At 60.6% G+C, this 13,797-nt stretch carries 18 protein-coding genes; 8 read left to right on the top strand and 10 right to left on the bottom strand.

The window, feature by feature from the left end:
- Nucleotides 1-52 precede the first annotated feature (52 nt).
- Together FIV35_RS12440 and FIV35_RS12435 are read right to left on the bottom strand one after the other, a co-directional pair.
- Nucleotides 53-1,282, bottom strand: coding sequence for a winged helix-turn-helix domain-containing protein (locus FIV35_RS12440; protein ID WP_034137514.1), 1,230 nt, complete (start codon nt 1,280-1,282; stop codon nt 53-55).
- A 44-nt stretch (nt 1,283-1,326) separates the two neighbouring features.
- Nucleotides 1,327-1,533, bottom strand: coding sequence for a DUF1127 domain-containing protein (locus FIV35_RS12435; RefSeq protein WP_034137513.1), 207 nt, complete (start codon nt 1,531-1,533; stop codon nt 1,327-1,329).
- 70 nt (nt 1,534-1,603) lie between these two features.
- Between FIV35_RS12435 and FIV35_RS12430 the strand changes: the two genes are divergently transcribed.
- Complete coding sequence (locus FIV35_RS12430) at nt 1,604-2,485, top strand: LysR family transcriptional regulator (RefSeq protein WP_034137512.1); 882 nt, start codon at nt 1,604-1,606, stop codon at nt 2,483-2,485.
- On the opposite strand, the gene FIV35_RS12425 is transcribed toward FIV35_RS12430, so the two are convergent.
- Complete coding sequence (locus FIV35_RS12425) at nt 2,475-3,224, bottom strand: sulfite exporter TauE/SafE family protein (RefSeq protein ID WP_034137511.1); 750 nt, start codon at nt 3,222-3,224, stop codon at nt 2,475-2,477. The two genes, FIV35_RS12430 and FIV35_RS12425, sit on opposite strands and share 11 nt — an antisense overlap.
- A gap of 108 nt (nt 3,225-3,332) precedes the next feature.
- On the opposite strand from FIV35_RS12425, the gene FIV35_RS12420 reads away from it, so the two are divergent.
- The 4 genes from FIV35_RS12420 (at nt 3,333) to FIV35_RS12405 (ending at nt 6,508) form a co-directional block, all read left to right on the top strand.
- Nucleotides 3,333-4,283, top strand: a complete 951-nt coding sequence (locus FIV35_RS12420; RefSeq protein ID WP_034137510.1) for a LysR family transcriptional regulator — start codon at nt 3,333-3,335, stop codon at nt 4,281-4,283.
- Nucleotides 4,284-4,361: 78 nt separating this feature from the next.
- Nucleotides 4,362-4,814, top strand: a complete 453-nt coding sequence (locus FIV35_RS12415; protein WP_034137509.1) for a MarR family winged helix-turn-helix transcriptional regulator — start codon at nt 4,362-4,364, stop codon at nt 4,812-4,814.
- A 230-nt stretch (nt 4,815-5,044) separates the two neighbouring features.
- Complete coding sequence (locus FIV35_RS12410) at nt 5,045-5,464, top strand: organic hydroperoxide resistance protein (protein ID WP_034137508.1); 420 nt, start codon at nt 5,045-5,047, stop codon at nt 5,462-5,464.
- 27 nt (nt 5,465-5,491) lie between these two features.
- On the top strand, nt 5,492-6,508 hold the full coding sequence (locus FIV35_RS12405) for an alpha/beta hydrolase (RefSeq protein WP_034137507.1): 1,017 nt from the start codon (nt 5,492-5,494) through the stop codon (nt 6,506-6,508).
- A gap of 63 nt (nt 6,509-6,571) precedes the next feature.
- Here FIV35_RS12405 and FIV35_RS12400 read toward each other — a convergent pair whose 3' ends face one another.
- Entirely contained in the window at nt 6,572-7,144 is a 573-nt protein-coding gene (locus FIV35_RS12400; protein WP_003172723.1) for an elongation factor P, read from the bottom strand.
- 49 nt (nt 7,145-7,193) lie between these two features.
- Nucleotides 7,194-8,327: an elongation factor P maturation arginine rhamnosyltransferase EarP gene (gene earP, locus FIV35_RS12395; protein ID WP_034137506.1), complete on the bottom strand. Its 1,134-nt coding sequence runs from the start codon at nt 8,325-8,327 to the stop codon at nt 7,194-7,196.
- Nucleotides 8,328-8,459: 132 nt separating this feature from the next.
- Between earP and FIV35_RS12390 the strand changes: the two genes are divergently transcribed.
- Nucleotides 8,460-8,831, top strand: coding sequence for a hypothetical protein (locus FIV35_RS12390; RefSeq protein ID WP_034137505.1), 372 nt, complete (start codon nt 8,460-8,462; stop codon nt 8,829-8,831).
- Between the two features lie 5 nt (nt 8,832-8,836).
- Nucleotides 8,837-9,319 carry a GreA/GreB family elongation factor gene (locus FIV35_RS12385; RefSeq protein WP_034096791.1) on the top strand — a complete coding sequence of 161 codons (483 nt, stop codon included), beginning with the start codon at nt 8,837-8,839 and terminating at the stop codon, nt 9,317-9,319.
- Between the two features lie 79 nt (nt 9,320-9,398).
- Here the strand turns inward: FIV35_RS12385 and cysB are convergent, their stop codons facing one another.
- The 5 genes from cysB to FIV35_RS12360 form a co-directional block, all read right to left on the bottom strand.
- Nucleotides 9,399-10,373, bottom strand: coding sequence for an HTH-type transcriptional regulator CysB (gene cysB / locus FIV35_RS12380; RefSeq protein ID WP_003189876.1), 975 nt, complete (start codon nt 10,371-10,373; stop codon nt 9,399-9,401).
- 103 nt (nt 10,374-10,476) lie between these two features.
- Nucleotides 10,477-10,977 (bottom strand): universal stress protein, encoded by a 501-nt coding sequence (locus tag FIV35_RS12375; protein WP_034096586.1) that lies wholly within the window; start codon nt 10,975-10,977, stop codon nt 10,477-10,479.
- 71 nt (nt 10,978-11,048) lie between these two features.
- On the bottom strand, nt 11,049-11,960 hold the full coding sequence (locus FIV35_RS12370) for a 5'-nucleotidase (protein WP_034137504.1): 912 nt from the start codon (nt 11,958-11,960) through the stop codon (nt 11,049-11,051).
- Between the two features lie 15 nt (nt 11,961-11,975).
- Complete coding sequence (locus tag FIV35_RS12365; RefSeq protein WP_034137503.1) at nt 11,976-12,938, bottom strand: putative 2-dehydropantoate 2-reductase; 963 nt, start codon at nt 12,936-12,938, stop codon at nt 11,976-11,978.
- Complete coding sequence (locus FIV35_RS12360; protein ID WP_034137502.1) at nt 12,935-13,321, bottom strand: YbbN family protein; 387 nt, start codon at nt 13,319-13,321, stop codon at nt 12,935-12,937. Before FIV35_RS12360 ends, FIV35_RS12365 begins: the two co-directional genes overlap by 4 nt.
- Here FIV35_RS12360 and FIV35_RS12355 point away from each other — a divergent pair.
- The gene (locus FIV35_RS12355; protein WP_034137501.1) at nt 13,320-13,754 is read left to right on the top strand and encodes a PilZ domain-containing protein; all 435 of its coding nucleotides are present in this window, start codon (nt 13,320-13,322) and stop codon (nt 13,752-13,754) included. The genes FIV35_RS12360 and FIV35_RS12355 overlap by 2 nt on opposite strands.
- Nucleotides 13,755-13,797 lie beyond the last annotated feature (43 nt).

Raw genomic sequence — 13,797 nt, 5'->3', positions numbered from 1 at the left:
TGCAATCGAACCTGCATTCCAATGTGGGAGTGGGCTTGCCCACGATGAGGCCCTAACGGCCAACATCCAAGCCGATCATCGCACTGCGCAATCGGTCGGCACTGGGCCTCTGGCAATTGAGTTGTACCTGCTGCAACCCCAGCCAGTCGGCCATCTGGCGCAAATTCACGGCCAACGCCTGCATCCCCTCCTCGTCCAGACCTGGCGCTTCTTCGTGCACTGCATGCACCGCCAGGCGTGAGTGGGCGCGTTCGGCGCGCAGGTCAACCCGGGCGGCGATGCATTCATTGTGCAGAAACGGCAGCACGTAGTAGCCGTACACGCGCTTGTGTTGCGGCGTGTAGATCTCCAGGCGGTAACGGAAATCGAACAGCCGCTCGGTGCGGCTGCGCTCCCAGATCAGCGAGTCGAACGGCGACAGCAAGGCACTGGCCGGTACTTTGCGCGGCACGGTTGGGGCTGGCAGGCAGTACGCCGGTTGCTTCCAATCCTGCACCCGACAATTGAGCAACTGGCCCGCTTCCACCAGTTCGGCAACGCGAATGCGGCTGTCGGCGGGGTCCAGACGAAAGTAATCGCGCAGGTCTTTTTCAGTACCTACCCCCAGCGCGGTGGCGCTGTGCAACAACAGGCCACGTTGCGCCTCGGCTTCACTCACCTGGGTGTTCAGGATGGCGTCGGGGATCACCCGTTCAGGCAAATCGTAAAGGCGCTCGAACCCACGCCGACCGGCAACGGTGACCAGGCCCGCAGCAAACAGCCATTCCAGCGCGTGCTTTTCGTCACTCCAGTCCCACCACGGGCCGGCACGTTCCTCGCGGGTCGACAGACTGCCGGCACCCAGCGCGCCCTGTTGTACCACCGTCTTCAGCACGCGCTGGATAACGGCTTGCTGTTCGCGGCCAAAGCGCGCCATCTGCGCATAAATGCCCTGCCCCTGCTGCGCCCGAGCCATGCGCCAGCGCAGCAACGGATACAACGCCATGGGCAGCAGTGAGGCTTCGTGCCCCCAATATTCGAACAGCGAACGTCGCCGCCCCTGGCTCCAGGCGGCGTGCTCCAGCAACACCGGTGAGTACTGGCCTAGCCTGGAAAACAATGGCAGGTAATGGGAACGCACCAGCGCATTGACCGAGTCGATCTGCAACACCCCGAGTCGCTCGATCAAGCGATTGACATGGGAGGCCTTGACCAACGTCGGCGGCTGACGCCCGGAAAACCCTTGGGCAGCCAGCGCCAGGCGTCGCGCTTGTTTGAGGGAAAAACACAGGTCGGCAGGCATGGCAGTCTCCGTGGAGCTCGCCGCCTACCCTACTGCATCCATGGTTATTTTCGCAGCGGGTCCTGCCAGAAATGCTGATGACGCTCGCGCTCCACATCGGCGCGGTTGAGGCCGATGTCCTTCAATGCGTCATCGCTCAAGCTCGCCAGCAACCGACGCTCCTGATGCAGTACCTGCCAACGGCTCAGCACCTGAAATAGCCCGGCAAACGGGCGTTTCGCCAACAGCACAAAACCTTTCTGACCTTTCATCTCGTCACCCTCCCTTGGGGATGACGCCAGTGTGTGCTTGGCCCTATGATCAATCCAACGAATGTTTCTTATGCAATCCATCTCGGAGATTGATCAATTGTCCGGTTACCCAAGCATTGATACGGATGTGCTGCGCACCTTCGTCGCCATCGCCGATCACGGCGGGTTCACCCGCGCTGGAGAGCTGGTCAACCGCACGCAGTCGGCGGTGAGCATGCAGATGAAGCGCCTGGAGGAAGACGTGCTGCAGCGCAAACTGTTCGAGCGCGATGGCCGCCAGGTGCGCTTGACGCCCGAGGGCCAGGTGTTGCTGGGGTATGCGCGACGCATCCTCAAGCTGCACAGCGAAGTGTTCAACACCTTGCGCGAGCCGCATATGGTGGGGCTGGTGCGCATCGGCACGCCCGACGACTACGTAATGCGGTTCCTGCCGGGCATTCTCAAGCCGTTTTCCAAGGCATACCCGTTGATCCAGATCGAGATGCACTGCGAGTCGTCCACGGTGTTGATGCAGCGCCGGGACCTGGCATTGACCGTGGTCAGCCGCGAGCCGGGCCATGAAATCGGCGAGCTGCTGCGTACCGAACGCATGGTGTGGGCGGCATCGCCGTGCTTTTGCGTGGACGAACATGATGCGCTGCCGCTGGCGGTCTCCGGCACCGATTGCGTCTATACCCAATGGACCTGCGCCGCGCTGGAGGCGGCCGGACGGGACTACCGCCTGGCGTATCACAGCTCCAACGTCGCGGCGATTCAGGCGGTAGTGAATGCCGGGCTGGCGGTGATGATCTGCATGGAAAGCCTGGTGACCGAGGAACTGCGCGTACTGGGCAGCGACGAAGGCTTCCCGCCGCTGCCGTCGATGAACCTGCACCTGTTACGCAACGCCAGCATGACCTCGCCGATCACCGAGTGCCTGGCCGATTACATCCGAGAGGGATTCAGACTTTAAACGTCAACATCACCGCGCACACCACCAAGAAGGCGCAGAACAGGCCGCGTAGCAGGCGTTCCGGCATGGCATGGGCGACCTTCACGCCCCAACTGATGCTGAGCAGGCCGCCGATGGCCAGCGGCAAGCCGATCATCCAGTCCACTTCGTGGTGCCAGGCGTAGGTCACCAGGGTCACGCCAGTGCTGGGCAGCGCCAGCGCCAGGGACAATCCTTGGGCGACCACCTGCGTGGTGCCGAACACGCTGGTCAGCACCGGCGTGGCGACCACGGCGCCGCCCACTCCAAACAAGCCCCCCATGGACCCGGAAGCCGCGCCCAGCACGCCAAGCCAAGGCCAGCCGTAGCGCATCTGCGCCGTTGCTGGTGCGTTGCGCGTGAACATTCGCACCAGGTTGTAGGCCGACAGCACCAGCAAAAACACGATAAAGCCGATGCGCATCGCTCCGGCGTCCAGGCCGACCGCCCAGATCGATCCCAGCCAGGCGAAGATAAAACCCATTACGCCCAAGGGTAAGGCGTGGCGTAATTCGATGCGATTGCGCTGATGATAGCGCCACAGCGCCAGCATCACATTGGGCACCACCATGACCAGCGCGGTGCCCTGGGCAATCTGTTGATCCAGGCCGAACAGCACGCCGAGCACCGGAATAGCAATCAGCCCACCGCCAATGCCGAACAACCCGCCGACCGTGCCGAGGGCTGCGCCCAATACCAGATAAATCGCTAAATCCCACACCGCGCATTACTCCACCAACCCAAGACCTCGCATGCTACGCAGTCGCGCCTGGCGCGGAAACGCACAGCAACGCACAATGGCTGTGCCAATCTCGCACAAGCAGCCGCCATGAACCCGAACATCTTGACCGACCAACTGAGCCTGTTTCTCGACGTATTGGAGACCGGCAGCTTCTCCGCCGCGGCGCGTCGCCATCCGCTGACGCCGTCGGCCGTGGCCCGGCGTATCGACAGCCTGGAAAATTCGGTGGGCAGTCGTCTGTTCCAGCGCAGCACCCACGCGGTGGTGCCGACACCGGCGGGCCTGGCCTTTGCCGAACGGGCGCGGCGGATTGTCAGCGAGCTGCAACTGGCAAGAGCCGAAGCGGTGTCCCTAAGCCATGCGCCGGAAGGCTTGATACGGGTGGATGCGCCGGCCGCTTTTGGGCGACGCCACCTGGCACCGGTGATTGCCGACTTCCTAAACGTATACCCCGGGCTGGATGTGCACCTGCATCTGATCGATAGCTTCGTGGACATGCAGGGCGCGCACCTGGGCAAAGTCGATCTGGTGTTGCGCGCCGGGCATATCGTCGATACGCGGCTGATCGCCACCCCATTGGCCAGCATCGTGCGCATCGCCTGCGCCAGCCCGGCCTATCTGAAGGGCCGCGGCACGCCGACCCATCCTCGGGAACTGAGCGACCACGATGGCTTGGACTGGGACGGACTGGCGCCTATGTTTGCCTGGCGCTTCGAGCTGGATGGGCGTCGCGCCACCTACCGCCCGCAGCGCATCCGCATGAGCGCCAATAACGCCGAAGCCTTGCTTTGCGGAGCGCTCGCCGGGCTGGGTATCGCCCATCTGCCGACATGGTTGGCCAGTGAGTACCTAGTGCGCGGCGAACTGTTACCGCTGTTTTGCGAAAACGGTTTGCCCAGTCCGGAAACCACCGGGATCTACGCCTTGCGCCTGGAGCAACAACCCAACGCCCGCAGTCGTCTGCTGCTCGAATACTTGAAAACGCGTTTCAGCCCAGTGCCACCGTGGGATCTGGCACTGCAGAGCGGCTTGATCTGACCGTTAGGGCAGAATTACCTGGCGCATTAAAGATTTGCCCGCTAGATTCCAGGGCAGACACGTTTTTAAGGCGCCACCATGAGCAAGAACCCTGCCCCCTGCGAATCCCTGATGCTGGACAATCAGCTGTGTTTCGCCCTGCATTCCACCTCACTGCTGATGACCAAGGTCTACAAGCCGCTGCTGCAAGCGCTGGGCCTGACCTACCCGCAGTACCTGGCCATGATGGTGTTGTGGGAAGAGGACGGTTTAACCGTCGGTGAAATCAGTAGCCGACTGTTGACCGATCCCGGCTCCCTCACTCCCCTGCTCAAGCGTCTGGAAGCCGAAGGTCTGCTCAGCCGCACCCGCAGCCGCGAAGACGAGCGCGTGGTGGTGGTGGAGTTGACCGATGCTGGCCGCGCCTTGCAAGACAAGGCCATGGGGATCCCTCAATGCATTCTCGGCGCCAGCGGTCTGGAGCTGGACCAATTGCGCAAGCTGCAAGCGGATCTGCTCGCGTTGCGCGGCAACTTGCAAAGCGCGATCTGAACACAGCAAAGACATGAGGGAGGGGTTTGCCCCCGATTGCGGCAGCTCGGTCAAAAATTTGTCGACTGATAAACCGCCATCGGGGGCAAGCCCCCTCCCACAGCGATTTAGAGCGGGACGAAAATATTTTTAACTTTTATCTTGCACGCTAAACATTAGCGCTATACATTTGCCCTCACCAACTACTTAGCGCACAAAACTTTAGCGCTAAACAAAACGAGGGTTCCACCATGCAAACGCTCTATACCGCAGTAGCCACCGCCACCGGCGGCCGTGATGGTCGCGCTGTTTCCAGCGATAACATCCTCGACGTCAAGCTCTCCACCCCGAAAGAACTCGGCGGTGCCGGCGGCCAGGCCACCAACCCGGAACAACTGTTCGCCGCCGGTTACTCGGCCTGCTTTATCGGCGCACTGAAGTTCGTCGCCAGCCAGACCAAACGCAAAATCCCGGATAACGCCGCGATAACCGCTCACGTCGGTATCGGCCAGATCCCCGGCGGGTTCGGCTTGGATATCGACCTGCACATCAGCCTGCCAGGCCTGACCCAGGAGGATGCGCAAAGCCTAGTCGACGCCGCTCACCAGGTCTGCCCGTACTCCAACGCCACCCGTGGCAACGTCGACGTACGTCTGCATGTAACCGTCTGATCAACGCTGTCGCCTAAGGAGAAGCACATGAACACCATTGGTAAAGCACTCACCGGCACCCTGCTCGCCCTGTCCATCGGCAGCGCCTTCGCGGCGACCGGCGAGGTGGAGCACAACACCCAGGCTTTTCTGGATGCGTTGAATGCCGGTACCGGCAAACCCATCGAACAACTGACGCCGAAAGACGCCCGCGCGGTGCTGGCCGGCGCTCAGGCCGGGGTGAAGCTGACGCTGCCCCAGGCGGACGTGAGCCACAAGACCATCCAGGTCGATGGCCAGCCGCTGGAGCTGACCATCGTGCGTCCAGCCGGGGTCAAAGGCACATTGCCGGTGTTTATGTTCTTCCACGGTGGCGGCTGGGTGCTGGGGGATTACCCTACCCATGAACGCTTGGTACGGGATCTGGTGGCGGGTTCGGGAGCGGCGGCAGTGTTCGTCAACTACACGCCTTCACCCGAGGCCCATTACCCGGTGGCGATCAATCAGGCCTATGCCGCCACGAAGTGGGTGGCCGAGCATGGCAAAGAGATCAACGTCGACGGCAAGCGCCTGGCGGTGGCCGGTAACAGCGTCGGCGGCAACATGGCCGCAGTGGTCAGCCTGATGGCCAAAGACAAGGGTACGCCGGCAATCAAGTTCCAGTTGCTGTTATGGCCGGTAACGAACGCCAACTTCGAGACGGCTTCCTACAACCAGTACGCCGAAGGGCACTTCCTTACCAAAAACATGATGAAGTGGTTCTGGGACAACTACACCACCGACGCCAAGCAACGCGCCGAGATCTACGCCTCACCGCTGCGCGCCACCACCGCGCAACTCAAGGGCCTACCACCAGCAATGGTGCAGACCGCCGGCGCCGACGTGCTGCGCGACGAAGGCGAGGCGTACGCGCGCAAACTGGACGAGGCCGGTGTGCCGGTGACGGCGGTGCGTTACAACGGCATGATCCACGACTACGGGTTGCTTAACGTGGTCAGCCAAGTGCCGGCGGTGCGTTCGGCACTGTTACAGGCGTCCGATGAGCTCAAGCAACACCTGAAGTAACCCACCGCCCACGAAAAAGCCCGACGCTAGGTCGGGCTTTTTTTCGTATCGGCGAAGCCAGAATTACTTCTTGGCGCGACCTTTGTACGAACCACCTTCACGGGTGTCGATTTCGATCAAGTCGTCGATTTCGATGAAATCGGCTACTTGCAGTTCGGTGCCGTTGCTCAGCTTGGCAGGCTTCATCACCTTGCCGGAAGTGTCGCCACGGGCGGAACCTTCGGTGTAGGCAACCTTACGCACGATAGTGGTCGGCAGCTCTACGGAAACCAGGCGCTCTTCGAAGAAAATCGCTTCGCAGACGTCTTCCATGCCTTCTTCGATGAACGGCAGAACGGCTTCGATATCTTCAGCGTTCAGCTCGTACATGGTGTAGTCGGTGGTGTCCATGAACGTGTAGGTGTCGCCGCTGATGAAGGACAGGGTCGCTTCTTTGCGGTCGAGGATCACGTCGTCCAGTTTGTCGTCGGCGCTGTAGACGATCTCGGTCTTGTAACCGGTCAGCAGGTTCTTCAGCTTGGTCTTCATGATTGCGCTGTTACGACCAGACTTGGTGAACTCAGCTTTCTGAACCAGCCAAGGGTCGTTTTCGAGACGGATCACTGTACCGGGTTTCAGTTCTTTACCAGTTTTCATTACGTATATCCGAAATTTGGATGGGATTTACAAAAATCAAGGTCGCGTATCATATCCAACTTTCATAAAACTGTACCAGCGCCGTCGCAAGATCGTCCTGCAATGCCTGTTCCAGACACCACGACTCGGCATGCCGGGCTACCTCGGACCAGTGTTCCAGCAGCATTTTCCAAGCGCTGGCCATATCACCCTCGGTGTTCCAGGCTTGCCAGAGAGCCACGAGCGCAGTTTTCGCCGCCGGAGAAAGCGCGGCGGTGTAGAGGTTTAGAAACGCGTCGAGTTTGTCCAGATGAATGTCTTCGTCCTGGCGATAGATGTGCCACAACAGCGGCCGGCCAGCCCACTGGGCGCGCACGAACGAGTCTTCGCCGCGCACGGCATTGAAGTCGCAGCACCAGAGCAGACGGTCGTATTGCTCCTGGCGCACGAACGGCAGCACCTGCACGGTCAGGGCTTGGCGCCGATGAATATCCCCGGCGGCCAGCCCATCCACGCCGAGCCAGCGCTGCACATCGCCGAGTATGCGCCCCTCGGGCACCAACAGATGAGTGGCGGTCCCGTCCGTCGATAACACGTCCAGCCATGGGGCCAGCCCAGGGTTTTCGTAAGCAAACAGTGAGATCAAACGCGTGCCAATGGTCGGAAATACGCCCATCGCATGCAGGAATTGTCGCTGCGCCTCGGCGTCTTGCTGAAAAGCCTGACGTTGCTCCAGCAACCCCGCCTCTCGCAATAACCCTCCAGTGCCTTCACGGAACCCCGGAAAGAAGAAGTACTTCTGCACGCCCTTGAACTTCACCGACGGCAAACGATGGCAACCCACCACCCACTCTTCGGCGCTGAGGTAATCCAGGTTCATCCACAGCGGAGTCCGTTCGCACGCGGCCATGGCTTCCATATAGTCCGGCGGCAACTGACAGGCGAACGCTGCGATCACAACATCCGCCGCCGAAGCCTGTGCCCACTCGGCCGGCCAGTGGCGCACGTCGACGCCCTCTTGCCATTGCTGGTCGAGCTGAGTGTCAATGTCCGGGCACATACGTTCGAAGGCGCGCAGGTCATCGACCCACAAGCGCACGGCGCAAGCGTGCTCCACCACCAATTGCCGGGCCAGGCGCCAGGTCACGCCGATGTCGCCGTAGTTATCGACGACGCTGCAAAAAATATCCCAGCGGGCTTTCATTCCGGGCTCCATCGATCAAAGGGGCGATTGTCCGCATAAATGCACGGATGCAGAAGGCTTGATCGTGATTATTCTGCACAGGGGCTGTGCGACAATCGCCGCCATGCCGTCAATGCCCGCCAGGAGGCCGCCATGTCTGACCGTCCGTTATCGCTGCCCAAACTTATGCTCGCCATCGCCCTGGGCCTATGGCTGGGGTTCGTCGCCATTGTGCTGACCACTTGGCTGGCCTCGCGCTACCTCTTCCCTCAAGCCTTGGCTCCAGTGGCCCAGGCCGTCCAGCAATGGGGCACGCCCGCCGCCGCTGTAGCGCCGGAACCGCCCAACCGAATGTTCGAGCAGTACCAGCAGAACTTGCAAAAACAGGAGCAGCAACAAGCCCTGGATCAGGCGCGCAACAATGCGCGCAACCTGTCCAACCCCAAATGCCAGTTCTGGCTGCAACAGGACCAGAACGCCCCGACCGAGAAGTCCCGCGCCAACGTCCTGCAATTCTGCGATTGATGAACATGAATAAATACGCTGTCCACACGCTCATCCTGGAAAAACTCGGCGTCGATCTCGACATCGCTCAACGTGCCGCGCAGACCGCCTACGAAACCGCAACCCATGAAGAAAACATCGCCGAGAACAAATACGACACCCTCGGGCTGGAAGCCTCTTACCTGGCGACCGGGCAAGCCAGGCGCGTAGAGGAAATCAAGCAGGCCCTGACACTGTGCCAGAACCTGCCAGTGCGGCCCTACGATGAGCAGCGTGGTATAGAAGTCGGTGCGTTACTGGGCCTGGAAGATCAGAACGGCCGCCAGCAGTGGCTGTTCCTGGCGCCCGATGCGGCCGGATTGAAAGTGGATGTGGTGGGCCAGCCGGTGACCGTCATCACCCCGCGCTCGCCCCTGGGCAAAAGCCTGCTGGGCAAGTTCGAAGGCGATGAGGTGGAAGTGCTGGTGGCTGGCGCCCGGCAGTACTTCACGGTTACCGACGCCAAATAATCGGTAGGCGCGCTTGTTCGTATAGGACGCCCTGTTCACCCTGGCGCCCTGGGTGATCCCTGAGTACGAACGCCTAAGGTCAGTGAACCGGCAGTTCCACGCCGTCGAACAGTTCTTCCAGCTCCTGCTTGTTATGGCACTGGATGGCCTTGGCCATCACTTCGCGGGTCAGGTGTGGGGCGAACTTCTCGATGAAATCGCACATGAACCCGCGCAGGAACGTACCGCGACGGAAGCCGATCTTGGTCACGCTGGACTCGAACAATTCGCTGGCATCCAGCACAACCAAGTCTTTATCGAGGTTGGTGTCCACCGCCATCTTGGCGACGATACCCACCCCCAGTCCCAGGCGCACGTAAGTCTTGATTACGTCGGCGTCGGCCGCGGTAAACACCACTTTCGGCGTGAGGCCACGATGACTGAAGGCTTCATCAAGCTTGGAACGGCCGGTGAACCCGAACACGTAGGTGACGATCGGGTATTCCGCCAAGGCTTCGAGGGTCAGTTTCGGCAGCTTGGCCAACGGGTGGCCCTGAGGCACCACCACGCAACGGTTCCAGCGATAGCACGGCATCATCACCAGATCGCCGAACAGCTCCAGCGCCTCGGTGGCGATGGCGAAATCGACGGTGCCGTCGGCGGCCATCTCGGCGATCTGCATCGGCGACCCTTGGTGCATGTGCAACGCCACGTCCGGGTACTGTTTGATGAAATCGCGAATCACCGGTGGCAGTGCATAACGGGCCTGGGTGTGGGTGGTGGCGATCGACAAGGTGCCTTTTTTCTCGTTGGAAAATTCCTGGGCGATCTGTTTGATGCTTTCGACTTTACGCAGGATCTCGCCGGCGGTGGTGATGATGCGCTCACCGGCCGGTGTCACGCGGGTGAGGTGCTTGCCGCTGCGCGCGAACACTTCGACGCCCAACTCGTCTTCGAGCAGGCGGATCTGCTTGCTGATACCGGGTTGCGAGGTGTAAAGGCTTTGAGCGGTAGCGGAAACGTTGAGGTCGTGGTGCGCCACTTCCCAGATGTAGCGCAGTTGTTGAAGCTTCATATGTGTCCCTCAAAGCAGATAGACGCCACGGGTATCAGCAGCGATATATAACTATATTAAAGGTCAGAAGGATAAATCTAGAACTTTTTATCCCATCTCCCATTTACACGTCATCACTGCGTCGACGTTGTAGCGACGGCACCAGGTAAACCGGCACCGTAGACAGCTGCACTACCCGCGTGGCAGTACGCCCCAATGGCGTGGCCTGCGCACTGGTAGAGCTATGACTTCCTACGATCAACAAGTCGACGGAAAGTTTACGCAGTTGGTCGAGAATCACCTCGCACGGGTCGCCCTGAATCACGCGCACCGAGCGGATCCACTTCAAGTCCTGCTCGCCCTCCCCCAACTCCTCACGAAAACTCTCCAGTACACGCTGCTCGATCGTTGCGATCATGGTACTCAGGCCCTGGCTCTGCCATTCAATCAAGGCCTTTTCATCAAGGTAGCTCTGCAACACCGATTCGGCGAACAGACCGATAGGTTCAACCACATGAATCACGTACAGGTCAGCCTTGAACGTCCGCGCCAGCGCCAAGGCATGTTGCATCACATACGGCGCATACAGGCCGAGGTCCGTGGCGTACAGCATCGAACGAATCATAAAAACCTCCTGGACAGCCAGGATGGCGGAGATCAAAACAGCTTAGCAGCGCCGTGCGGAGTTGGATTGGCTCAGACCGGGCTCTTCAGTTCATTGCTAATGCCATGAGGCACATGCCCGGTGGCGACTACCTCCCTGGCTTTCTCGCAATGACCGGCCTGATCATCGAAAAACACATCGGCGGCGAATGCCTCAAGAAACGCGGATTTCTCCAACCCGCCGAGAAACAGCGACTCGTCCAGCCGGATGTCCCACTCTCGCAAAGTGCGGATCACCCGCTCATGGGACGGCGCCGAACGCGCGGTCACCAGTGCGGTACGGATTGGACATGCCTCGTCCGGAAACTCACGTTGCAGCAAGTTGAGCGCCGCCAGAAACCCTTTGAAAGGCCCACCATGCAAAGGCTGGCGTGCCGATTCGCGCTCGCTGGCCTGGAATGCTTCAAGCCCTCCGGCCTGGTACACACGCTCGGATTCATCGGAGAACAGCACCGCGTCGCCGTCGAAGGCGATGCGCAATTCCTCGCTGCCGGCCCGGCGCGCACCGCCGGACAAAATCGTCGCCGCCGCGAAACCGGCATCCAGGGCGCTGCGCACATCTTCGGCATGGGTGGACAAAAACAGATGGCAACCAAATGCCGCCAAATAAGGATAAGGACTACGCCCACCAACGAACGCGGCGCGAGAAATATCCAGGCCGTAATGCTGGATGGAATTGAACACGCGTAGGCCGGTGTCGGCGCTGTTGCGCGACACCAGCACCACCTCGACACGGGCACGGCCCAGGCTGGCGTTGAGGCTCAGCAGTTTCTTGACCAGCGGGAAGGCATCGCCGGGTTCCAAGATCTCTTCTTCATGTTCGATCTGGTATTTGCGATAAGTCTCCACGCCTTCGGCCAGGTAGATTTTGTGACTTTCGCTGAGGTCGAACAGCGCCCGCGACGAAATCGCCAGCACCAGTTTGTCACCCAATCCCTTTGCCATCTGTGCTCCTCCCGATCAGCGATTGTGCCGATCAATAAAACTCAAAGCCTGGTGCAGTGCCTGCATACGCGGCAGCTCGCACCCGGCGGCCTTGGCGGCGGATAACGGCCGTGCATAGATCGCCGCCAGTTCCAGCGGGCGCTTGTGCATATAGTCGTGATACATGCTCGGCAGGTAGTCGTCCATGGTCTCGGTCATGGCGAACATCTGCTCGGCATAGCTGGCCGGGATTTCGTGGCCACACGCATGGGCGCCCTGTATCACTTCGGCCATCAGCGCCTGGATCAGCTCGCGGCTGGAGGTGTCGGCCATCAGGTTAGTGGTGCCAGCCTTCAATAAAACCGAGAGGCCGTTGAAAGGCACGTTCCACACCAATTTATGCCAGCGCGCCTGATGCACATTGGCCATGGCCTGTGACTCGATACCGGCCTGATGAAACAACGCGGCGCCGGCCTCGACAATCTCCTTCTGACGGTTTTCATCGCTGGCGGCCGAGCCGCTGTGATAGCCGAGGTTGACCCGCCCCAGGGCCTGGTGCTCGACCACACCGGGGCCGGAACGGTGTACGCCGATGTAGCACAAGCCGCCCAGCAGGTGCAGCGATGCCGGCAAGTGTTCACGCAGGCTGTCCTCAACATCGAGGCCGTTTTGCAACAACACCACTTTGGCATCCGGCGCCGCAACCTGGGCCAGGGTCGGTGCCAGCTCAACATTGCCGGTGGACTTGGTGCCTACCAGCAACCAATCGCAGGGCGGCATATCGGCTGCCTGGGCGTAAGCCTGCACGGGGTGCAGATGCAAAGCACCATGCACACTGCTGTTCACGCGCAACCCCTGCTCGCTGACCGCCGCATATTCGCTGCGCAGCAGAAAGTGCACATCAAACCCGGCGCGCGCCAGCATCAAGCCATAAAAACCGCCAATGGCGCCGGTGCCGATGATGCCAATGCGAGGCGACTGGGGTGTAACTGTGGTCATGGCAACTCCTCCGGTGTGCGGGTAAGCGCTTCATTTACTGCCTCGACAACGGCCGCAGGTGTAAGACGTGTCTGCAATTGCCCAAGGAATTGACCCTCGCACACCACGAACAACGCCGGCAAATGAAAGATCTGGTAACGTTCGACCGCACCGCCGTTATGCCCAGCATCCACCCAGCACACGCGGTCTACCGGCAAGCGCCAGCCCGGCATTTGCTGACGCGCCCAGCGGCAACTGGAACAGCCGGTGCTGACAAATACCACCAGCGAAATCCCTGGCAATCCCAGCAATTGCTGGTCAATATCCAGGTCGGTCAATTCCAGTTCCTTCACTATACTGCTGCCACCGCCGTCAACTGGACGGTGCTCGGAGTCCGTGTACATGGGTCGTTTTTTACCTCACCCTGATGATGTCGCTGTCGAGTTAATCCAACGCCCCTCTCCCGCCATTCCCCGTCAACGCCTCCTCACTGCCGGCTTGGGCGGCATTGCTTGTCATTGGCCGCGCGCCTGGCGGCAAGGCACGGCGGTGGAACTGCACATCCCATCCTTGGGCGCCAGCGCCCGCTATCCGGGGTACGTGGCCTGGTGCCGCAAGGTTGAAGGTGGCTATCGTGTGGGCATCTCGTTCACCGATGAACATGCCCTGTTCGGCGCGCGCATGGGCGAGCAAGCATGCCGGATAGAACGCTACTGCCGCCAGCACGAAGATGCCGAGCCGTCCCCTCAGCAGTTCGAGGCCCTGGCCAGGGAATGGGTTGCGCGGCACGCGTTAGAGTTCTCCCACGACGCGTTTGTGCAGCCCGTGCGGGATTAAACCCGCGCCGCCCATTGTCGCGGGCCCGTAATACGCGCTAAGG

The sequence above is a fragment of the Pseudomonas rhodesiae genome (assembly GCF_007858255.1).
GTDB classification, from domain to species: Bacteria; Pseudomonadota; Gammaproteobacteria; order Pseudomonadales; family Pseudomonadaceae; genus Aquipseudomonas; species Aquipseudomonas rhodesiae.
This window is presented reverse-complemented; position numbering and strand designations above follow the sequence as displayed.